This window comes from Rhodococcus sp. MH15 (assembly GCF_019266045.1).
In the GTDB taxonomy this organism is placed as follows: Bacteria; Actinomycetota; Actinomycetes; order Mycobacteriales; family Mycobacteriaceae; genus Rhodococcus_F; species Rhodococcus_F qingshengii.
The window spans coordinates 33,439-54,564 of record NZ_LPNP01000080.1 but is presented as its reverse complement, the minus strand read 5'-3'; the positions used below and the strand labels follow the sequence as shown (position 1 = coordinate 54,564).

Annotated in this window: 17 protein-coding genes; 11 read left to right on the top strand and 6 right to left on the bottom strand. The window is 63.1% G+C overall.

All coding sequences use genetic code 11. From position 1 onward, the window contains the following. Positions 1-92 precede the first annotated feature (92 nt). A complete protein-coding gene (locus ATN37_RS23070) occupies positions 93-2,051 on the top strand; it encodes a BTAD domain-containing putative transcriptional regulator (protein ID WP_166502802.1) in 1,959 nt (652 codons plus the stop codon). Between the two features lie 4 nt (positions 2,052-2,055). Here ATN37_RS23070 and ATN37_RS23065 read toward each other — a convergent pair whose 3' ends face one another. The 4 genes from ATN37_RS23065 to ATN37_RS23050 all read right to left on the bottom strand — a co-directional run bounded on the left by ATN37_RS23065 (position 2,056) and on the right by ATN37_RS23050 (position 6,758). Further along, positions 2,056-3,630, bottom strand: a complete 1,575-nt coding sequence (locus ATN37_RS23065; RefSeq protein WP_047272324.1) for a carboxylesterase/lipase family protein — start codon at positions 3,628-3,630, stop codon at positions 2,056-2,058. Between the two features lie 25 nt (positions 3,631-3,655). After that, entirely contained in the window at positions 3,656-4,333 is a 678-nt protein-coding gene (locus tag ATN37_RS23060) for a GAP family protein (protein WP_003942973.1), read from the bottom strand. Positions 4,334-4,407: 74 nt separating this feature from the next. Continuing rightward, positions 4,408-6,102 (bottom strand): two-component system, sensor protein, encoded by a 1,695-nt coding sequence (locus ATN37_RS23055; protein ID WP_166502803.1) that lies wholly within the window; start codon positions 6,100-6,102, stop codon positions 4,408-4,410. Further along, on the bottom strand, positions 6,099-6,758 hold the full coding sequence (locus ATN37_RS23050; RefSeq protein WP_058038412.1) for a response regulator: 660 nt from the start codon (positions 6,756-6,758) through the stop codon (positions 6,099-6,101). The genes ATN37_RS23055 and ATN37_RS23050 overlap by 4 nt, the downstream gene beginning before the upstream one ends. A 173-nt stretch (positions 6,759-6,931) precedes the next feature. On the opposite strand from ATN37_RS23050, the gene ATN37_RS23045 reads away from it, so the two are divergent. The 3 genes from ATN37_RS23045 (at position 6,932) to ATN37_RS23035 (ending at position 13,353) form a co-directional block, all read left to right on the top strand. Beyond that, positions 6,932-8,377, top strand: coding sequence for an MFS transporter (locus tag ATN37_RS23045; RefSeq protein ID WP_118605927.1), 1,446 nt, complete (start codon positions 6,932-6,934; stop codon positions 8,375-8,377). A gap of 76 nt (positions 8,378-8,453) precedes the next feature. Then, positions 8,454-11,849, top strand: a complete 3,396-nt coding sequence (locus ATN37_RS23040) for a BTAD domain-containing putative transcriptional regulator (RefSeq protein WP_218695655.1) — start codon at positions 8,454-8,456, stop codon at positions 11,847-11,849. A gap of 118 nt (positions 11,850-11,967) precedes the next feature. Further along, entirely contained in the window at positions 11,968-13,353 is a 1,386-nt protein-coding gene (locus ATN37_RS23035) for an FAD-binding oxidoreductase (RefSeq protein WP_083056243.1), read from the top strand. On the opposite strand, the gene ATN37_RS23030 is transcribed toward ATN37_RS23035, so the two are convergent. Next, on the bottom strand, positions 13,334-14,662 hold the full coding sequence (locus ATN37_RS23030) for a diacylglycerol kinase family protein (RefSeq protein WP_136471008.1): 1,329 nt from the start codon (positions 14,660-14,662) through the stop codon (positions 13,334-13,336). The genes ATN37_RS23035 and ATN37_RS23030 overlap by 20 nt on opposite strands. A gap of 140 nt (positions 14,663-14,802) precedes the next feature. On the opposite strand from ATN37_RS23030, the gene ATN37_RS23025 reads away from it, so the two are divergent. The 4 genes from ATN37_RS23025 to ATN37_RS23010 are packed head-to-tail and all read left to right on the top strand — an operon-like array spanning position 14,803 to position 16,775. Beyond that, positions 14,803-15,237: a hypothetical protein gene (locus tag ATN37_RS23025; RefSeq protein WP_007730223.1), complete on the top strand. Its 435-nt coding sequence runs from the start codon at positions 14,803-14,805 to the stop codon at positions 15,235-15,237. After that, on the top strand, positions 15,234-15,497 hold the full coding sequence (locus tag ATN37_RS23020; RefSeq protein ID WP_007730221.1) for a hypothetical protein: 264 nt from the start codon (positions 15,234-15,236) through the stop codon (positions 15,495-15,497). Before ATN37_RS23025 ends, ATN37_RS23020 begins: the two co-directional genes overlap by 4 nt. Continuing rightward, entirely contained in the window at positions 15,485-16,129 is a 645-nt protein-coding gene (locus tag ATN37_RS23015) for a TetR/AcrR family transcriptional regulator (protein ID WP_054188290.1), read from the top strand. The genes ATN37_RS23020 and ATN37_RS23015 overlap by 13 nt, the downstream gene beginning before the upstream one ends. 10 nt (positions 16,130-16,139) lie before the next feature. Next, positions 16,140-16,775: a DUF5701 family protein gene (locus tag ATN37_RS23010; protein WP_218695654.1), complete on the top strand. Its 636-nt coding sequence runs from the start codon at positions 16,140-16,142 to the stop codon at positions 16,773-16,775. Here ATN37_RS23010 and ATN37_RS23005 read toward each other — a convergent pair. Continuing rightward, positions 16,772-18,205, bottom strand: a complete 1,434-nt coding sequence (locus ATN37_RS23005) for an amidase (RefSeq protein ID WP_058038418.1) — start codon at positions 18,203-18,205, stop codon at positions 16,772-16,774. The genes ATN37_RS23010 and ATN37_RS23005 overlap by 4 nt on opposite strands. 116 nt (positions 18,206-18,321) lie before the next feature. Here ATN37_RS23005 and ATN37_RS23000 point away from each other — a divergent pair, with 116 nt between their 5' ends. From ATN37_RS23000 to ATN37_RS22990, 3 genes are read left to right on the top strand one after another with little or no spacing between them, the layout of a single operon-like run. After that, positions 18,322-18,906 (top strand): TetR/AcrR family transcriptional regulator, encoded by a 585-nt coding sequence (locus ATN37_RS23000; protein ID WP_230359246.1) that lies wholly within the window; start codon positions 18,322-18,324, stop codon positions 18,904-18,906. Continuing rightward, positions 18,903-19,757 (top strand): alpha/beta fold hydrolase, encoded by an 855-nt coding sequence (locus tag ATN37_RS22995; RefSeq protein WP_058038420.1) that lies wholly within the window; start codon positions 18,903-18,905, stop codon positions 19,755-19,757. The genes ATN37_RS23000 and ATN37_RS22995 overlap by 4 nt, the downstream gene beginning before the upstream one ends. A 59-nt stretch (positions 19,758-19,816) precedes the next feature. After that, a complete protein-coding gene (locus ATN37_RS22990) occupies positions 19,817-21,121 on the top strand; it encodes an HNH endonuclease signature motif containing protein (RefSeq protein WP_063315472.1) in 1,305 nt (434 codons plus the stop codon). The last annotated feature ends 5 nt before the right edge of the window (positions 21,122-21,126 follow it).

The window sequence follows — 21,126 nt, the reverse complement described above, 5'->3', positions numbered from 1 at the left end:
CTCTCGTTAGTCGGGGTGATGGCAGGTCGGGGTGATGGCAATCAGCTTCGCCGCAGTCGATGAGCATTCGATGAGCGCGATAGCGTGGGGAAATGCGAGACCACACATTTGAAGCCCCGGCTTTCGGAGTGCTCGGACCCGTGGTCGCGTGGAACGAGTCTTCACACCAGATCGATCTGAAGGGTCCACGACACCGAGCGGTCCTCGCTCGTCTCGTCGTCGCCCGCGGACGTGTTGTTCCCGTGGACGTGATTGTCGACGACCTCTGGGTCGATCCTCCGTCCGGCGCTACCAGCGCAATACGTACGTTCGTTTCCGCTTTGAGGCGTGCGCTCGAACCGGATCGCGCGCCGCGAAAGAAGCCGAAAGTCATTGTCACCGAAGGGCCCGGTTACGCCTTTCATGCAGCACCCGACGCGGTCGACGCTTGGGAATTCGAAAGACTGGTGCGAGAAGCCGCAGATTCGACGCCGGCGCAATCACTCGAACTGCTCCGAACCGCGCTGCAACTGTGGAGAGGGCCGGCCTACGCGGAGTTCGCCGACGAGCCTTGGGCCCGAACGGAGCGATCGCGCTTGGAGGAACTGCGTCTGACTGCCGTCGAACGCTTGGCATCCGCGCAGCTCGATCTCGGGCGAGCTGCCGAAGCGATTCCCGATCTGGATGCCCACGTGACGGAACACCCTTGGCGCGAGGAGGGTTGGCGACTACTCGCTCTGGCGCTGTACCGGTCCGATCGTCAAGGCGATGCTCTGGCAGTCCTACGTCGCGCACGGAAGTTACTCGCCGAAGAGTTGGGCATCGACCCTGGTCCACGACTGAACGACCTCGAGTCCGACATTCTCCGCCGGGAAACCCGCCTGGATCCTGCAGGGGCAGAACAGATCTTCAGTCAGGTTTCGGCAGCGTACGACCGGACCGTAGCGGCAGGATCGAAATCGAGACTGGAGTCAACCGTCGGCCTCCTCCGAAGTTTGGCAGTTGCGGGCGGAAGCGGACTCGAGACTGCCCGAAACCAACGACTGACAATCATCAGCGCCGCTGAACAATTGGACGACGTCGAACTCACCGCGCGGATCATCGGCAATTACGACGTGCCCGGGATCTGGACGCGATCCGACGATCCTCGGCAGGCTACGCAGATCGTCGAGGCCGCTCAGCGCACTCTCGATCGACTTCCGGCCGGCAACGAACCCGCTCGGGCGAGACTGTTGGCGACAATCGCACTCGAATCGCGCGGACTGCCCGGTCATCACGGTCTCGAATGTGCCCGTGCCGCAGTACAGATCGGTCGCGCTCTCGACGATCCAGGGCTCCTGGCCTTCGCTCTGAACGGATTGTTCATGCAGACGTTCTGGACTACCGGTCTGGCCTCCGAGCGCGACGACATCGGCCGTGAACTGGTCGACCTCGCCATTCGACACGGCCTGGCTACCTTCGAGATCCTCGGCCATCTGATCCGCATGCAAGCCCTCAGCGCCCTTGGGCAATTCGATGCAGCCGAGCTACATGCCGAGACGGTTGATCGATTGGCCGGACGTCACGAACGCCCCTTGGCAGCAGTGTTCACCACCTGGTTTCGCGCTGTGCGTACTGCCGCTACCGGCGCGGAGGCCGCGCACTGCGAGAAGCTGTACGAAGCTGCGGCGGTCAATCTTTCCGATGCCGGCATGCCGGGTCTCGTGGACGGCATACTCCCTCTCGCAATTCTCGCCCTCCGCGTATGGCGGGGACTGCCGGCGATTTTCGACCCGACCACGCAGTGGGGCCCCTACGAACCCTGGGCCCGGCCACACCTGCTCATCGCACAGGGGCAGACGAACGAAGCAGCGAAGGCCGTCGAGGCATTGCCGGACCCGCCCGAAGACCTACTCTCCGAGGCACTGTGGTGCTTGACTGCCGCAGCGGCGACTGCAGTCGGCGACCGTCGAGTCAAGGACCGTGCGCGAGCGGCGCTCCTACCTGCCGCCGCCGAAATAGCCGGCGCCGGAAGCGGAATGCTCACCGTGGGACCCGTCTCGCACTACCTGGCCGAATTGGAGCAGGGCTGAACCGTCAGGTGAATGCAATCACCGTCTCACCCCACGCCTCCCGGATCTCGCGGTCGAGATCAGCGACGACGGCATCGCGTTTGTCGATCAACAGTGTCGAGCGTGTGTCGGTGTCGTAAGTGGGCCACCCCGGGTCCGCACCCAGTTCGCGATCGTCCCCGGCGTCGTAATCGCCTGCAGCTCTGGCAAAGTCCAACCACCTCGCCTGCATGCGCTCAGAGACATGACGCGCCGCGCTCAAGCCACCCAACTTGTAGGTGATGTCTCGTGCCCCGTGGTTGATGTTGCCGAAGACGTAGGCAAGTTCGGTGCCGTGGGTCGCACCGATCTTCAGCGCCTTGAGCATCGGCGGCGCGTAGTCGAAGCGATACAACCACGTCGGCGCAACCTTGCTGTGCGCCTCGGCGATCCACAACGTAGGCAGCCGGAATCCGAAATCACGGGTCAAACCGAGACCGGCGCCCAGCTTGGACAGTCCCGAATACGCGCCTTCGATTTGAGAATGATCCGGTAGCTCGAGTCCTGGATGCTCGTCGGCGATCTCCGCGAACATCGACGTGATCACGACGGGATCGATCGGCATCAACGGCGACTTCATCATCCGGAAGAGCGAAGATTCGTCCTTGTTGGTTCCGATGATCAGCGGAATCGGGTGTGCATTGCCGTGACGGAACGCGCGCACCGGGTAGTCAGGGAGCAGATCACCGTCGACGATCGGCGCGAACGCCAAAGTGCCAGGCGTCTCCTGGGGGACGCGAGCAAACAGTTCGTCTGACGGCCCGATCAAGTCTTCGGCAGACGTGGACCGCAACAGACCCAGATCGCCTCCGCCGCTGAAGATCTCGAGAAACAGCTTCGCGACGATCTCACCACGTTCACTACCGTACACCGAAGTGGCGGGCGAACTTTCGGCAATAGCGCGATGAAACAGGCCGCGAGCGGACGGGACGGTCATCAGCGTCGTCACCGCGCCGCCACCTGCCGACTCGCCGAACAACGTCACTTTGTCGGGATCGCCACCGAAAGCCGCGATGTTGCCTTGAACCCATTGCAGCGCTGCAATCATGTCGCGGAGAGCGACATTGGGCTCGAAGGTATGTTCACTCGAATTGAAGGACGAGAAATCGACGAAGCCGAACACACCGATGCGGTAGTTGATCGAGACGACGACAACGTCGCCGTTCTCAGCCAATGTGGTTGCGTCGAAAAGTGGTTGGCTGGACGCTCCGCGGAAATACGCTCCGCCGTGAATCCAGACCATCACCGGTTTACCCGGCGCATCAGAACCGACGGCGCCCGGTGCCCACACGTTGAGGAACAGGCAGTCTTCGTCCATCGGAACGTTCTCACCGAGCGGGATCATCGCGAGTCGACTTTGCGGCTCACACGGCCCGAATTCTGTTGCGTCCTGGACCTCGGTCCAGGGCTTCGGCGGAACCGGCGCGCGAAATCGCAGCGGACCGACCGGAGGTGCCGCGTAACGAATCCCCTTCCAACTCGACACCGAGCCTTCCGTCGATCCTCGAACCGGCCCGTACGTTGTCTCGACTACCGGCGCTTCGCTGGGTGTGATCGTCATTCGATTTCTCCTCGAAAACAAGTTGCTACTTCGACAGGGCTTCGACAACGTGCGAGAGTTCCAATGCTGCCAGCATCAGGAACAAAACGGTCATGATTGCTGCATTGTGGCGGATCAGAGTGCTTTTGGTGGCGCTCAGTGCATCGGTCACCTTCGCCGAGGGCACGGCAGCCAATGCTGACAGCACGATCAAAGCGATGGACGCCGCTACCGCGAACAGAACGGAGTACGCGACCACTGATACCCAGCCGAGGTGCCCGCCACCGATGATCGAACCTGCCTTGAGTTCGAGCGGCAGGTTCTTCGCGTTGGGTACGGTCAACAACAGTCCCAGAACCGCAGCTTTGGCCGGTTGCATCGAGTCGATCTGCGCCAGCCACGACGGCATCGCCGGCTCGGCATCGTCTTTCGGACGGCCACGCCAACTCGAGTACGCGAGCGCCAGAAAACCGACAGTGAACACGACGGCGAACACCGTCTGGACGGTATGCGCGCTGCCGCTGGACTTCGATTCCACTCCGGTGGTCGAGAGTGCCGTCGCTGCTGTAATCGCTGCCGCGGCCAGCACGATGCTCGCGGTGTACGCGAATGCATTTGCCTTCGCCCGAGTGGACAGCAGGATCGCGATGATCGCAACCAGAGGAATCGGGCTGATGACGACGCCGGTGGCGAGTGGGATGAGCTGCGCAGTAATCGATTCCATTTCTGCGACCGTACAAGCGGCCAATCCGGCCATTGGCGAAACGTTCGGCCTCCACGACATCGCCACTCACGGTGTCACAGAAGCACGGCTGTGAGGACCACCCGGTCTTCCTCTTCGACAAGTTCGAGGGACGTTACCGTACCGGCGAGCGATTCAAGCCCGATCCCTGAGTCCCGTGCCACCGGCATCCGACCCGGCGAACTGATCCGCACTACTACCGCCCGAGCATCGGCGAGTGTCACCTCGAGGAAGACGGGCCCTCCTGCACCGTGTTTCACGGCGTTGGTCAGTCCCTCCGACAGGATCTCCACCACGCTGTCGAGCCGAGCGGAGCCGGAACCGATCACCGCCCAGACTTCGTCGTCGACGTGACTTACGACCGGAATTGCGTAGCGCCACACCGTGACAAGATCATCGATACGCTTTCGGGCATCGGAGTCAGCCGGCTGATCGGATGACGCAGACAGGTCGCTTTCCAAGCCGTCGAGAATGTGGGCAATGGTTGCCGCAACATCGACTGGGCGACCGGCAACGGCGCCCGAAGACCATGCGGCCGCTACGAGTTCGCCCTGCACCGACGAGTGCAACAACCTGGCCAGTCCACGTCGGGTGTGCATGAGCTCGGCATGGATACGAGCTGCATCGAGCGCTTGCCGGCTCAGGGCACTGCGGAGTTGACGCTCCTCGTCCTGACGCTGCGTATCCGCAGCCCTGATCAGGCCGACGGACAGCGCAACCAACGGGTAGACGGCCATCGACGAGAAATAGAAAGTCGGGGTACGGCCGAACACCGTCAGGAGCAGCCACGTCGCGGTACTGCTGATCAGCGCACTCGAGCAGTACACCGCAGAAAGAGTCGCGATCCGTCTCAGAGGGCCGTCTCCGCTGCTGACAACTCGGCGAGCGCACGCATTGCCACCGACGAAGAGCCAGAAACCGACGCCGAGCTGGACCGCCGTGAACGTCACGCCGTAAGTCGTGAGCAGGTAGACGGTCACCAGTGCCGTGTACGCGAACACCGGTACGTACAGTGGCGCCGGTTCAACGCTGCGTACGACGCCGATCAGTCGATCTCTCGCCGTCAGCCGCACAGTCGGCGTCGGTGATTCGATCGGGGGAATCTCCCGGAACAGTCGATGACTCATCGGGCGAACCACGTCGTCGGAGATTCGCTTCAAGAGAGCTGCTCCTCGCACTCCCTCGAGTTCCGTTTCAGCAACCGCGTGCATGACCGTCTCGATACTGCGCTCGAGCTCTCGCCGACACTGCGCACGGGTTTGGCCGAGGCGGAATCGATCCCGGGTCTGTTGGAGTTGGACGGCGGCCCCGGCAACCTTCAAACTCCGTTGCAGCGCGAGGCGGTCACGGAGAGCGCTTACCAGTACGGCGGTCAACGACAAGAAGACAACGCTGCACGCGACGTTGAGTGCCACCCGGACGAGCATCGGTCTGGGGTCGACGGGGAGTTCGAGCGCGCGGGTGATCGCGTCGAGGACGAACGGGCGGATCGCGCCGATCACTGCGAACAGGGCCAGGGCTGCGAGCTGCGATCGGTGTGCTGCAAGAACAGCCCTCGCCATCAGCAGCATCACCCCGACAACGCAGTGGGTCGCGAAGGCGCCGACTGCCATCACGCCTACTTCGCGCACCCCGGTACACAGGTAGTAGTTGGCCATCACGGTCACCGCGAACGGCAGCGTCAGAATCCAGGACCACTTGGTGACGATGTTCCGATCACCGAGTCGAAGCCACCACTCGCGCGGGTTCACACCGAGTCGGTCACTTCGGGCACACCGAAATGGCGGATGAAGATACTCGCAGCAAGCACTCGCGGATTGGTGGACGAATCGTGCGTCAATCCCAGGCTCTCGAGAGTGCGCGCGATGAGCTTCTCCACACCTCGGATCGAGGACCCACGATGCGCTGCGATTGCGCTGTTCGACCACCCGAGCGAGATGTAACGCAGAAGATCGAGCTGTGATCTGGTGAGGCTCGACAAGGCGGAGTCCGGATCACTCCCGAGCGCCGGTGGCTCGGTTTCCGTCAACGCGGCCTCCACTACGCCGATCAACTGATCCGCCGACTGGACAGCCGCCTTGTCCACGAACAGCGATTTCGGCGGCACACCCGCAGAACCTGGCGCTGTCGATGCGTTGGGGTAGTTCGTCAGGAACACGATCGCGCAATGCGGAGCCTTCACGGTGACGATGTTCGCGAGATCGACGCCGTTCGGCCGCACGCCAAGGTCGATGTCCGTGACCAAGAGGTCAGGATCGAATCCGTCGAACTCCGTGAGCGCTTCGACCGCCGATCCGGCCGTATGGACCACGAACCCGGCGTGTGTGAGCGTGTCACCGACGAGCGCACGCATCAGTGGTTGGTCTTCCACCACCAACACCCGTCGCACCCACTGGCTGGTCTCCATGACCAGAGATTAACCGTTGGGAGAGTGCGTATTCGACCGAGCAGGTGGTGACGGATTCCGAGTAACACGGCAGTTATCAACCATGCGGGTTCCAAGCATTTCGCCCGATATGTCCCAAGCGTCGGGGCGCAGGGTGTTCCGAGTCCACACCCCTTCGACCATCAGGACGGGCCATGACCGCACCGATCACCCCGAAGAACACCGCAGTAAGACGAGCCACTCTGCTGGCAGTATGCGTGAGCACCGCAATGCTCATGCTCGACATCGCCGTCGTCAACACCGCCCTGCCGTCGATCGCATCCGATCTCGATACCGGAGTCAGCGCCCTGCAATGGGTGATCGACGCGTACACGCTGGCATTGGCGACGGTCGTTCTCAGCGCCGGATCGTGGGCAGACCGACGGGGTCGACGCCATGTTTTCATCATCGGCATCCTGTGGTTCACCACGGCATCTCTGTTCTGCGCTCTGGCGCCGAACATCTGGGTGCTCGACCTCGCGCGGGCCGCTCAGGGTATCGGCGGTGCCGTACTCTTCGCCTGCTCACTTGCCTTGCTGGCGGACGTGTTCGAGAAGGGTCCCCAGCGCGCGACTGCTCTGGCTGCATACGGCGCCACGATCGGGGGCGCGTTTGCCGTCGGCCCACTGGTGGGCGGGTTGCTCACCGAGTTGTTGGATTGGCGCGCAATCTTTTTGATCAACGTTCCGATCGGGTTGATCACACTGGCGATGACGGTGCGGTGGGTTCCCGAGTCACGCGATCCTCGACCTCGCGGCGCGGACGTGCCCGGGCAGATTCTGGTGTCCACCGGCCTGGCAGCTCTGGTGTTCGGTTTGTTACGCGGTAACGAGGATGGGTGGTTCGAGCCGCAGCCGATGATCGCCGCGGTGATCGCCGCGGCCGCCATGATCGGTTTCTCCCTGCACGAGCTTCGTACCACCGAGCCCATGCTGCCCCCGCATCTGCTCGCCAATCGGGCCTTCGCCGGAGCGCAGATCGCAGCGTTCTCGATCTCCGCCTCCCTGTTCGCGGTGTTCGTCTACACGACCATCTACCTGCAGAACGTGCTGCATCTGTCTCCCGTGGACGCCGGCCTGGTGTATCTACCGGCGACGATAGCGATGTTCGTCGTCGCGGGCGCCACCGCGAAATTGGACGGGCGCATCCCCGTCTCGGTCTCGTTGACGTGCTCGCTTCTACTCGTCTCGGTGGGGCTGGTCATGATGACCGTCGTCGACGTGACCAGTTCGCCGTACGCGATACTTCCCGGATTTGTTGTCGCGTGCGTGGGGGCCGGGGTGTTCAACCCCGTCATGAGTGGGTTGGTTCTGGGCGAAAGCACTTCGAACCATTCCGGATTGGCCGCAGGGATTAACGACGCGTTCCGGCAGACCGGCATCGCAGTCGGGGTTGCCGTGCTCGGCGCCTTCCTTCCGGCGCAGTCGATGCTGCCCGGCGGACCACCGGACGACTTTGTCGGTGGACTTCGGTTGGCTCTGTTTGTCGCAGCCTTCATCGCAGCTCTCGGTGCGTTGGTCTGTGCGGCGACGCTGCGCACTACCAGCGTCAACCAGACTCTTTCCGAGGAATCCGAGCAGATGTTGACGAGAACTAGTTGACCGTTTTGTCCTGCATGTATGAATTTCGCTCCTTAGAATCGAACCGTCCTGCGTCCGCAGGTACGAGGGGAAACGGATGATCTATCGACTGCTCGGGCCGTTGGAGGTCGCACGGGGTCCGGCGACGAGCGACGTGATCGATCTGGGCCCTCGAAAACAACGAACGGTCCTTGCCGTTCTACTGCTCAACCGTGGTCGCGTCGTCTCCACCGACCGGCTGATCGATGCTCTCTGGCACGACGACGCACCGGCGAGTGCGATGGCAAGCATCCAGGCGTATATCTCCAACCTGCGCCGAGCGCTACGCGTCGAAACCGGTACGGCGTCACCGATAGTGCGTCAATCGCCGGGCTATGTCCTCGAGGTCGCTCCGGCAGACGTCGATCTGTCGGTGTTTCTCGACGACGCCGAAACGGCGCGACAACACGCTGAGAACGAACGGTGGCAGGAGGCTTTGACGACCGCTGACCGTGCCCTCGCCTCGGTCCGGGGGCAGCTTCTGGACGACCTGAACGACGCGCACTGGGTGGAGGTGGAAGCCGCAGCCTTCGAGGAAGTGCGGACCGAGTGCCGGGAGACCCGGATAACGGCGCTTCTGGCTCTGGGGCGCCTGGCACCCGCGCTGGTCGAAGCTGCTCAACTCTGTGGCGAGTACCCGTTCCGCGACCGGACCTGCTGGCTGCGAATGGTTCCCCTGCATCGGGCGGGCAGGTCACCGGAAGCCTTGGAACAGTTTCGATTACACGCGTCTCGGCTCGACGCCGAGCTGGGACTGGAGCCCGGCGGGGAGCTGACAGCATTGCAAGGCGCGATCCTGCGCCACGAACCCGGCCTGGCCGCCTGGCCGCGCACTCCGGGATGGACGGGGGCCGAACAAGTGTCGGTCCCGGCTTCTCCCCCAGCCGTAGCAGCGATGCCCGAGACGGATTCCTCACGCTTGTTCGTCGGGCGCGACGCTCAGACGATTGTCGCCGACAAGATGCTCGACGACGTTCGCCGTGGCTCACCTCGCTGGTTGATCTTGACCGGCCCCGCCGGCATCGGCAAGACACGATTCGCCGAGGAGTGTTCGTCGAGAACAACGTCCATTCGAGGAGCCACCGTCTGGGCACGTTGCCCGGAGGACGACGGAACGCCGCCGTGGTGGCCGATCCGCCGACTGGTTCGGGAACTCGGAGCCGACGCCGATTTCGTACTGACGCCGCCGACGGACATCGATCCGGACGAAGCGAGATTTGCCGTCTACGAACGGGTTCGCACCACCATCGAAGCTGCGGCGAAAGATGCACTGTTGACCGTCGTCATCGACGACATTCAATGGGCCGATCCCACGTCCCTTCGTTGCCTGACCTACCTGGTCGGCGCAATGACCAGTGCCAGAGTCTGGTTCGTGTCGACGCTCCGAGACTCGGAAGTCGGGCCGGCAGTGCGCAAGTTCGAAGAAGCCGTACTCCACGGCGAAGGAAACCGAACCATGATTGTGCCGGCGCTCGCGCAGGGCGAGGTTGCAACACTCGCAAGGTGCGTCTCCGGGGACACGCTCGACGACGCGGAGGCGCGAACCCTGGCGGAACGAACCGGCGGCAACCCGCTGTTCGTCTCGGAGTACGCCAGGCTTCCCCGGAACGAGCGACTGGGCGACGGCATCCCCGTCGCCGTTCGATCTGTCCTCGGTCGACGCCTTGCCGCAGTGGAACCGGCAGTGTTGCACGCTCTTCGGGTTGCCGCAGTTATCGGCGACGCCATCGAGGTGTACACACTGGCCGCAGCCACCCGTCTCGATGTCGACACTCTCGCCGACCATCTCGACGCGGCTGCTGATGAACGAATCATCGTCGCGGACTCGGCAAACGGCGGTTACGTCTTTGCTCACGGCCTTCTCCGAGACGAAGTCCTCGAAGCGATACCCACGCTTCGTCGCCAGCGGATACATGCCCGAGTTGCCGAAGTGCTCGAAAATTCCTCCGATCCGGACCGGCTGAGCCGCCGCGCGCAACATCTGATGTCAGCACTTCCCCTGGTCGATCCACTCGTCGTTCTGGAGGCATGCACGGCTGCAGCTCAGGATGCGACCGATCGGTGGAGTTCGGAGACCGCGGCCGAGTGGTGGGAGGCAGCTGTCCGCGCGTTCGACTTACTTCCGGTGTCCCAGCAATCCGCTGACGATCGGGACGACCTGCTGGTGGCCAGAGTCGAGGCCCTCGCCCGCGCAGGTCGAGGGCAGACAGTTCTCGACGTCGTCAATGCCGGTCTCCTCGAGGCTGTTCGGGAGGGGCGAACCTCCGCCGTCGGACGACTGGCAGGCGCATTACTTCGGGCCGCCGGTGCGTGGCCGTGGGTTTCCTACGGTACCGATCCGGGACCACTGCTCGAACGGCTCGCGGCGGTCGAGCCCTTGGTCGAGAACGACAGGGCAGCTCACGCACGGGTTCTTGCTGCGCTGGCGGTGGGAAGTTGCTACCACCCCGAAGCCGAGCTCCCGAATCGATGGAGCGCCCGCGCTCTCGACATCGCCCGCGAACTCGACGATCCGGATGTGATCGCGGACGCGCTGCTCGGACGGATTCTGCTTTTCTCCGGAGTCGCGGTGCACAGCGCGGAGTCCATGTGCCTACTGCGCGAGCTTTTCGAACTGCCGCACCAACAATCGCGTGTCGACAGCGTCGTCGCACACGCCGTCGCGAGCATGACGGAGATGAATCTGGCCAATGTCGATGCTGCCGTCAAACACGTCAGGCAGGGGATCATCGGCTGCGAGCTACTGAGGCTCCCGGTGGTTCGGGTCCAATTACGCTGGATGGAAGCAACTCTCGCCGAATGGTACGGAGACTTCGCGCAAGCCCGCCGGCAGTACGAGACGGCCAGGCAGATCCATCTGCAAACGGAGTTGTACACGGCTGGCAGCGCAGATCTGGCGTTCAACACTCTGGAGTGGGAGCGAGGTGCGTTGGCAGAATCTGATCCCGGTGTCGTGGAACCTGATTCGTGGAACATCGCCATCGACGCCGCCCGAGGCGAGCGCGACGCCACTTCCGAAGGCATCAAGAAGTGGCTGATCAATCGCGGGCCACAGACGTGGACGACATTGGGACACCAGACACTACTTGCACGCGTCGTGGCAGATCTGGAACTGGTCGAATACGCCGACACCTTCATCGGCCTTCTCTCGCCACACACCGGCTGCATCGCAACGGTAGGCCATGTCGGTGAACTGGGCTCGGTTGCCGAAGCCTCCGCGCGTCTGCACGCGCTTCTCGGTCACGTCGAGCAGGCATCGACTCTCCTGGATCAGGCCGAGAAGATCGCAACTGGCTCCGGCGGAGCACCAACACTGCTGCGCTGTCGACTGCTTCGGGCGCAGCTCCGAGAGCCGTCCGCCGAACGTGAACGGGAGCTGACGGAAGTGGCGGCCGAATCGGAGACACTCGGCATGCGGGGCGTAGCTGAACGAGCGCGATCGACATGGCCCTGAACTGCGAGAATGCGCTTGGATAAAACTTGGATCCGCTCGGGATACATACGTCAAGAACCACCCAAGCCTGTTCGGACATTCTTCCCTTGACCGAAAGACGGATGAGGAAAGGAAGACCATGAACCTTCAGACCCCCACGCTCGACGCCGCGGTCGAATCACTGCGCGCAGAGGTGACCGGCTCCGTTTCCCTGCCTGGCGAAACGGGATACGAGTTGGCGATTCCGTGGAATGCAGCGGTTCCCGTCGCGCCTGGCGCTGTGGTGGCAGTCGAGAGCGCGCAAGACATTGTCGCAACGGTGCGATTTGCGGCGAAGTTGGGTCTGCGCGTCGGTGTTCAGCGCACCGGCCACGGCGCGGTCCCTCTCGGCAGTGACGTTCTCCTCGTCCACACCGGCAGGCTCACGGAGTGCGTCGTCGACCCCGAAAACCGCACTGCCCGAATCGGCGCGGGCTTGATCTGGCAGGACGTCATCGACGCTGCCGCACCCCACGGCTTGGCGCCACTGGCAGGTTCTTCACCCACGGTCGGAGTCGCCGGCTTCCTCACCGGCGCCGGCATCGGCCCGTTGGTGCGCACGTACGGGCTGTCGTCGGATCACGTTCGTTCGTTCGACATCGTCACCGGCAGTGGCGAACTCATTCATGTCACCCCCGACGAACATGCCGAATTGTTCTGGGGACTGCGCGGCGGCAAGGCCACACTGGGCATTGTCACAGCCATCGAGATCGACCTACTACCGGTCACCCACTTCTACGGCGGTGCACTCTATTTCGACGGCGCAGATGCAAGTGCGGTCGCGCACGCCTGGCTGGACTGGGGCGCCGACCTGCCTGAGCACAGCTCGACCTCTCTTGCCTTTCTGCAACTTCCACCCCTTCCACAGGTTCCGCCACTGCTGGCCGGCAGGCTCACCGTCGCGGTCAGATTCGCAAGTCTTGCCGAGGAATCCGATGCCAAGTCACTGATCGACCGAATCCGTTCAATCGCAACACCCTTGATCGACGCAGTCGGTGTGCTGCCTTATGCCGCCCTCGGGGCAGTGCACGCCGATCCCGTCGACCCGATGCCGACGCACGAATCCACGGCATTGACCAACGAGCTGTCACACGAGGCCGTCGACGCACTGCTCGCCGCTGCCGGCCCCGGATCCGGTTCACCCCAAACCGTCGTCGAATTACGTCTCCTCGGGGGCGCCCTCGCACTGGAACCTGAGCACCGCAGCGCCTTCTGCCATCGTGACGCTGCCTTCTCGCTGTTCACCGTCGGAGTTCTTGCCCCACCGATGGTCGACGCGGTAGTCCCGCACGCCGAGACTCTCGGACGAACGATGGCGCCATGGACGAACGGGCATGCACTGCCCAACTTCGCGCCGAGCGTCGACCCGGAGAAGATCGCCCGCACCTACGACGAGGACACCGCTCACTGGCTGAGCGCTTTGGCGGACACGCATGATCCGCAGGGAGTCCTGGCCGTCGGTCAGGTCATGCGCCGGATCGCCTGAACTTCGCCAACTCTCGCAACCGGACCAGATCCCAGGCGTGCCGGGGGCGACGGATGCCCGGTCGATCTCGGGGGACTCTGACCCTCAGCGCCTGCGGACTGACCGTGCATCTGACCGGAGTTGGCATCACCAGCGCCTCGCCGTCGACGCCGACCGGAATCTCGTCGGTGTCGGCGTCGACGATCACCTCGAATCCGGTGCCCTGAGCCAGACCGTGTTGATGCGCCCGATGGAGCAACCCGATGGCCTGACGTGCACTGCTGACGGAGATCGCGACGATTCCGAGAGTGCCCCGGTCCAATCGCGGCCGATGACCGAGCCCCGCCAGGTCGTTCATCTCGTACGGGCCGTTGCTGACCAGCACAGCCTGTGGACCCACCGCGGACACGCTCGGGGAGCGCGCAGTCAGCACCGCTCCGGCACGTCCGGCGAGGAGATCCGGGAGCATCTGCAAGAAGGTGCTGGTCTTGGCGTCGCGGTACTCCGGACTCTGGACTACCTCGGCGTACGCCCCGAACGATGCGTTGTTGACGAAAGTTCGACCGCCGACATTTCCCAGATCCACCGTGACCTCGACGCCGTCGACGAGCGCGTCGAGGCACCGAGACGGATCCTCGAGATCGAGCCCCAGATCCGCGGCGAAGTGGTTGCGCGTTCCCGCGCTGACGACGAGGAAGGGCAGGTCGTGTTCGGCCGCGACAGCAGCAACCAGTGCCTGTGTTCCGTCGCCACCGGCCACACCGAGTAGGTCGGCGCCGTCCGCGACCGCCTGCCTGGCCAAGGCCGTCACGTCGATCTTCTCGGGCCCCTCGAGCAGTGCGACCGTGGCCCCCAGTTCCTCGGCCTTGCGTTTCAAGTCGAACTTCTCGACCTTGCCACCACCGGAGTTCGGGTTCATCACGAAGAACGGCTTGACGGGCGGCGGTGCCGGTCGCTCGACAACCGGCAATTCCTTCTCCTCCCCCGCCAAGGCGGTGCGAGCGCAGATACCGGCTACCACGAACAACCCGATCGCGAGCAGCACCACCCACAGGAGTCGTTCTCGGACCAGGAACGTGAGCACCACGATCGGGGTCAGTACCACCACCGCCAACGAGATCCAGCGGAGGAATCCGCGGGTGGTCAGAAACCAGTACACGGCCACGACGCACACGACCACCCCACCGATCCCCAGGATCAGCATGGTCAAGGCTTTCAGTCCGGCGAAGATCAGGAGCACCGCGACTGCAAGAACCAGGGCCGCGAAGGCTGCGCGCGCCAACCAACTCTGTTTCGACGAGGGCCGATCCGTGTGGGCAGAGGTCGTCATCGAGCCACCTCCCCGCGATTGTCATTTCGGCCGGTACTTCGACGCTATCCCTTCGAAGCAGGCCAGTCACCTACCGGCAAGAATCTCGCGATCGCGCACTGCTACTTTATGACGACACCTCGTCATAAAAAGGAGTAACCGTGACAACACCGACGTCCGAAGCGTGGGAATCCGCCGAAGGAACCCTGACCGGCCTTCGGAAAGCCGGACTCCACGGACTGCGTTGGACGGCCTGGTTGGCCGGCGCGACAGGTCTCGCGCAGTTGGTGTCGATCGGGCTGAACTTCACCGACACTGTCAGCGGAATCGTTCCGGCCACGTACCCGCCTGTAGATGTGGCGTGCAGCGTCGTCGCGCTCGTTCTTCTGGTCAGCCTGCTTGTCGGCCGCCCCAACGGTCCCGCGATGTTGTCGAGTCTCGCCCTCCTCATGGCCATGCTGATGGCGCCCACCCTTCACAAACATGCACCCGAGTCGCTCTGGCTGGCGGCGGCACACGCCGTCTCGGTCGTCGCCGTCATCACGCTGTCCGTGATGACTTCGCGGTTCTCCAGTGCCGAGTTGGATCGGTCGTGACACCGGATTCACCCCTCTCGCTTGCAGCCGAGGAATGGATCACTGATCTCACTACCGCGGAGATGGAGCGATTGCGCAAACGCACGACGCTCACACTCGCCGAAGAACAAGAGGTCTGCCGATCCGTACGCTCGATCGCGCAGCAGATGATGCTCGCACCCGTCTCGATGTGGCAAGGTGATCCGCGCCTTGTTGCGGACCTGTTCGACCTCCCCGTGACCGTGAATCAGACCCAGGAGGATCGACCATGCCGAAGTTGACCGGTGGCGCGACAACCGCAGAGCACAAAATCGCCACCCGAGAAGCCATGTTGGACGCATTCATTCGCGAACTTCACGAGCAGGGCTGGCAAAACGTGAAGCTGCAGACCGTGGCCCAGGCGGCCGGCGTCTCGCGGACAGCGGTGTACAACTACTTCCCCGACAAATCCGCGTTGCTGCTCGCCTGGTCCACCCGCGAGATGGATAGATTCCTACTCCTGGCCGAGCGTGAACTCGCGGACCGCGAGAATCCTGTGGACCGACTCGAAATCCTCGTCAAACTGACACTCGTCGAGTTCTCACTGCAACGATTCACAGGAATCGCGTTGGTCGAATTGTTGTCAGCGCAGGATCGCGAAAGTTTCCTCGAACATATTGTCCCGCTGTCGGTTCTGGTCGAACAGCTCGTCCAGGAAGGTGTCGACGCCGGTGTCTTTGTCGATTCCGATGCTGCCGCATCCGCGCAACTCATCCTCGCCTGCGTGGAAAGCCGACGCCCGATGCTCATGGCCGGCGACCGAGTGGACGCCGTCGTAGCGACCACCGTCCCGTTCATCATGCGCGCGTTGGGCGTTGCGTGGCCGACTTCCCTCGCGGCCGAACCCTCCGATCGCTCTGCTCACGATCGGTAGGATCGCAGATATGCATTTCGACCTCCCGCCCATCGATCAGCAGGCCGAGCGATTGATCGAACTCGGTGTTCACGAGATGGCCGGACTTTCTGCCGGCGATGTCAGGGAGGCCGCAACCGGGCACGGTGATGTCGGACTACTCACCGTGCACGAAAAACTGGCTCCGGCTTCAGTTCTGACTCCGCTGCTCGAGCTCGAGAACAAGCGCGGATTCATAGTTGTCGACATGGCGGACGTCGATTTGTTCGCCCCCACCGAGCAGGCAACGCTGCCCGAAAGCTCATTACATCTGCTCAGTGGAGTCGACCGCGGGGATCACCTGGCCAACTGGAGCCCGGACGAAACATTGCCCGCAATCGTCGACGCAGACCGTACGCCGCTGACGCTTACCGAAGGCATCCACTGGCTGTTGCAGCGCCCCGACATTCTCGAACGCGGAAAGTGTTTCATGACCATCGGCTCCCGACTGCGCAAACCTGACGGATCCTTCGACACCAGAACTCCCGCCGTGTGGATCAGCAACGGAACCGGTCGCGACGGCAAAGACAACCGCAACGCCCCGAAAGTCGGGTGGTGCTGGTGGGGTAACCGCCACACGTGGTTGGGGTTCGCATCGGCGAGCGACCGGGTACCGCTCCCGAACTAGAGCACGGTTGCGCGGTCGAATCGGTACCGATCCTTCCACGGCATCTCGGCCTCGAGCATTGCAGCGGCAGAAAGTAATTCCGCGTCGCAACCCCATTTCGCCGAGATCATCACGCCGAGTGGAACGCCGTCTTCCGTCCAACCGAGTGGCAGACTGATCGACGGGAAACCGGTTGCATTGGCGACGACGGTGTTTCCTGTGAAAGCGACCATGTCGATCAGTTCGGTCGCGGGGTCTTCGTCGTTGCGCAACTCCCCGATCGCAAGCGGCGGCTTCGTCACAGTCGGAGTGACGACAAGGTCGGCGTCGGCGTAGTCGAGACTCCATCGCCGCGCCCAGGCCTGAACAATACCGATTGCCGCGGCCAGCTCACCCGAAGACACCTGGTTTGCTTGAACTCGCAAGTGCTGCACTATCGGACGCAGAAGGTGTTCGTACTCCTCCGGGATCGGCTTGGTTCCCGCCAAAGACGAGAACATCTTGACGAAAGCATCGATGAAAATGTCATCGCGAGCCTGCGGTCGCTCGAACACGTTGTGGCCCAGACCCTCCAGCACAGACCCAACCTTCGATACAGCAGCCGAGAGCTGCGCATCCACGGCTCCGCCGGAGACCGATCCGTGAGCAAGAGCGACGGTCAAGGGGCGAGCCCGAACTCCCCCAGCCTGTACGACGAACTCTTCGAACGACTTCGGCCGAGGCGGGTGGATAGTTCCGGCGCCGGGTCGCGTCGCCAGAACGTCCAGCAGCGCAGCGGTATCGCGAACTGTCCGGGCGATCGGCCCCTTGCTCGCAAATCCGAAGTTGTCATGCCCCGCCACGCCCATCGTGATCAAACCGCGGCTCGGCTTGAGGCCAACGACTCCGCACGTACTTGCCGGCGAACGCAACGAACCGGCGGTGTCACTTCCCTGTGCAAACGGCACCAGACCAGCGCCGACGGCGGCAGCAGCGCCGCCACTGCTGCCGGCGGCACTCCGCGTGCGATCGAACGGACTGCGAGCAGGCGGAGCGACTTCCGGCTCGGTGTAACAGGCTGCCCCGAACTCGGGCACCGTCGTCTTCCCGATGTCGATCAACCCACCTTCTCGGATCGCCTCGACGATCTCGTCGTCAGCGTCCGGCACGAAGTCGCGAAAGAGCGCCGATCCGAAGGTCGTGCGAATGCCGCGCGTTGCGTCGAGGTCTTTGATTGCCGTCGGAACGCCGAACAGACGCGGAAGGGGCCCGGCGTCCCGCTCGTCCAACCTGCGCTGCGCTTGTTCGGCGAGGGCGACTGCGTGCTCCCCGGCGATCGTCGTGAAGGCGCCGACGTCATCGGAAGTGGTCGCACGGTCGACGAAGTACCTGGTGACTTCGGGAATCGAGACCTGTTTGGCGGCGATAACACCGGCAAGTTCGACGGCGGACAGTTGATGGAGATCGGTCATCGGGCAGCGCTCCTTGGAGGTCGATGGACACTTGTAATTTCGATACGCGTATCGCTATTGTTGTCAGCATGGTATCCGAATCCACCAGCTCTGCAAGGGCTGGTCGACCAAAAGCATTGAGTCACAGACAGATTCTTGATGCCGCGGCAGAGATCGCCGATACGGACGGCCTGGATGCGGTGTCATTTCGAGTGCTCGCCGAACGACTCGGCATATCGCCGATGTCCGTCCACCGCACAACCGGCGGCATCGACGCCTTGAGGCGAGATCTGATCTCGACTCTCGTAGGCGAAGCCGTCTCGTCGATCGACTGGCCGACCGACTGGCGCGGGGTTGCCCGCACGTTCGCCTACGGCCTCCACGATCTCCTGATGCGCCATCCCCTGGTCCTGGAAGCCCATCGGCAGGCATCACTGGAAGCACCCGGGGCCGACGATACCGCCCACCGAGTCGTGAGCGCCCTTTCCTTGGCCGGCCTCGAGGACGAGCAGGCCACGTACGCATACGGCGCGCTGCATGATTTCGTCACCGGACACGTCGCAATTCAATTGGGACGCGGCGCTTTCGACAGCGCACCTGCCGATCGACGCGAGGCATCGGTGTTCGCACTTCATCACGATCCCACCCGAAGGTTCGAGTTCGGAGTCGCCCTCATCCTGGACGGTGTGGCGTCGATCGCGCAGCAAGGAACCACATCATGACGAGCAGCGTGACCACAACCGAAATTCGCGACGCGTCGGGGCGTCGTATCGCATTCTGCGAGTACGGCGATCCGACTGGCCACCCGGTAGTCGTGGCCCACGGATCACCTGGCAGCCGATACGAAGGGCTCTCACTCCACAACGCGTCTTCGACGGCAGGCATGCGGCTGATAGTCCCCGATCGACCCGGCTTCGGACGCACGGATCCGTACACGGACAAGGGATTTCATTCCTGGGACGACGACTACGTCACCCTGGTCGATCACCTAGAGTTGGACTCGGCCACACTGATGGGTTTCTCCGGAGGCGGCGGTTACGCGCTCGCAGTCGCTGCAGCCGTTCCCGAACGAGTCTCGAAACTGGTGCTGGCGTGCGCCATGATCCCCGGGGCACCGCGAGATACTTTGCGACGCAGAATAAAACTGGTATCTGCGTTGTACTTTGCCGCCACCTGGGCTCCCCGTGTGGCCGGCGCAATGCTCGCAGGAACCGGAGTGTTCTCCAAGCTACGCAGCGACTCAGTCTCGATCTGGCCGGCCGCCGATCAGGCCGTCATGACCGACGAGGTACATCGCCCCGCTCTCCAGTTGGATTCATCCGAAGGGATCGCACAGGGTGGATCCGCAGGGGTTGTCGACTTGGCTCGGTATCGCCACGAGGTGCCTGGACTCTTCCAATCGATCTCGGTACCAACGGTTTTCCTACACGGAACCGACGACGGAAACGTACCCATCGAAGTAGCCCGCTGGGCACACTCGTTGATTCCCGACTCTCGCTTCGAAGAGATCAACGGAGGCGGCCATCTGTTCGTCGTCGCCGACCCCACTCCACTCCTTCGCGCCCTCGCCTAATTCCCTCTTGACTCGAACGCGTGTTCGAGTATCCTTTGGGGAGGGGATCGGGGGATTCAATGAGTGTCTTGTTGTCGGACGTGGTTTCGGGTTCTGCGGTGGGGTTACGCGGACGGTTGTGGCAGTTGTCTGCTGCAGAGTTGCGCGCTGCTGCGGTGTCGGCGAGTGCGGAGATTCTGCGCCTCGAGGCGGTTCGTGTGGCGGTGGTGGACGAGTTGTCGTTGCGCCCGGATGATCAGGTGATTGCCAGCCGCGGTGTCGGTTCGTGGTTGGCGGCTAACACGATGCTGCAGGTTCGGGACGGGAAGAAGATCGCCGCGTTAGGTGCGGCTTTGCGGCCGTTTCCGGCGGTGGCTGCTCGGTTCGATGGCGGGGATTGCTCGTTCGAGCATGCCGTGTTGATCGTGGCGTTCTGCGAGTCACCACCGAAGGGCATGCCAGACGACGCGCTCCCTCGCTGTATCGATTTGTTGTTGGCTGCTGCGTCGGGTGTGGAGGCGACGACGACGAAGGTGCGGAACGTGATCGCGACCTTGGAGCGGTTGTTCGAATCCGATGAGATCCCGCCCGCCGAGGATGTCGATCTCAATGAGTTGCGGATCGCGTCGACGTTGAACGGTCGGGTGGTGGTGCGTGGTGATTTCGATGCCCTCACCGGTGAAATGTTGTTGTCGGCGTTGTCGAATTTGACGATGCCGACCCCGGCACCGGACGGAACCCCGGATTCTCGGTCGGCGGCCAAGCGGACGGCCGACGGGTTCACCGAACTGATCCGCCGGTACCTCGACTGCGCCAAAACCGGCACCGACGGTGGTCAGCGCCCGCACGTGAACGTGCACATCAACGCCCGTGATCTCGCTGAGCACCGAGACTGCGCCGCCACACCCTCGCCCGATGGTGGTGGAATGGCTGTGTCGGATCTTGATGTCGGGCACATGCCGTGGCTCGGACCACTCTCGGTGTCGCAGAGCAGGCTTCTCGGCTGCGACTGTTTCCTGTCGACCGTTCTGCTCGACGGTCACGGGGCGCCGCTCGATGCGAAACCAGGAAAGAGGTTGGTCACCGCCGAACAGCGAGTGGCGTTGATCGCCCGAGACAAGGGCTGCGCCTTCCCCGGCTGCACATGCGTACCGGCTTGGACCGATGCGCACCACATTAAGCACTGGGCCAACGGTGGCCCGACGGTGATGAACAACCTGGTCCTGCTGTGCCGTTCACATCACCGGCTGATGCACCGCAAATCCGGGTTCGTCGGGAAATGGGAAATCCGCATAGGAGTCGACAACAAACCCTGGTTCATCCCGCCACCCTCGATCGACCCGCAGCAGCACCCGCGGCCGGCGAACACCACCTTCAAAACCTGAGAGGT

What these genes read in the sequence shown, in the direction of transcription:
- ATN37_RS23040 (WP_218695655.1), top strand. Translation starts at nt 8,454, where the DNA reads ATGATCTATCGACTGCTCGGGCCGTTGGAGGTCGCACGGGGTCCGGCG.
- ATN37_RS23050 (WP_058038412.1), bottom strand. Translation starts at nt 6,758, where the DNA reads ATGGAGACCAGCCAGTGGGTGCGACGGGTGTTGGTGGTGGAAGACCAA.
- ATN37_RS23010 (WP_218695654.1), top strand. Translation starts at nt 16,140, where the DNA reads ATGCATTTCGACCTCCCGCCCATCGATCAGCAGGCCGAGCGATTGATC.
- ATN37_RS22990 (WP_063315472.1), top strand. Translation starts at nt 19,817, where the DNA reads ATGAGTGTCTTGTTGTCGGACGTGGTTTCGGGTTCTGCGGTGGGGTTA.
- ATN37_RS23045 (WP_118605927.1), top strand. Translation starts at nt 6,932, where the DNA reads ATGACCGCACCGATCACCCCGAAGAACACCGCAGTAAGACGAGCCACT.
- ATN37_RS23060 (WP_003942973.1), bottom strand. Translation starts at nt 4,333, where the DNA reads ATGGAATCGATTACTGCGCAGCTCATCCCACTCGCCACCGGCGTCGTC.
- ATN37_RS23035 (WP_083056243.1), top strand. Translation starts at nt 11,968, where the DNA reads ATGAACCTTCAGACCCCCACGCTCGACGCCGCGGTCGAATCACTGCGC.
- ATN37_RS23070 (WP_166502802.1), top strand. Translation starts at nt 93, where the DNA reads ATGCGAGACCACACATTTGAAGCCCCGGCTTTCGGAGTGCTCGGACCC.
- ATN37_RS23005 (WP_058038418.1), bottom strand. Translation starts at nt 18,205, where the DNA reads ATGACCGATCTCCATCAACTGTCCGCCGTCGAACTTGCCGGTGTTATC.
- ATN37_RS23030 (WP_136471008.1), bottom strand. Translation starts at nt 14,662, where the DNA reads ATGACGACCTCTGCCCACACGGATCGGCCCTCGTCGAAACAGAGTTGG.
- ATN37_RS23065 (WP_047272324.1), bottom strand. Translation starts at nt 3,630, where the DNA reads ATGACGATCACACCCAGCGAAGCGCCGGTAGTCGAGACAACGTACGGG.
- ATN37_RS22995 (WP_058038420.1), top strand. Translation starts at nt 18,903, where the DNA reads ATGACGAGCAGCGTGACCACAACCGAAATTCGCGACGCGTCGGGGCGT.
- ATN37_RS23015 (WP_054188290.1), top strand. Translation starts at nt 15,485, where the DNA reads ATGCCGAAGTTGACCGGTGGCGCGACAACCGCAGAGCACAAAATCGCC.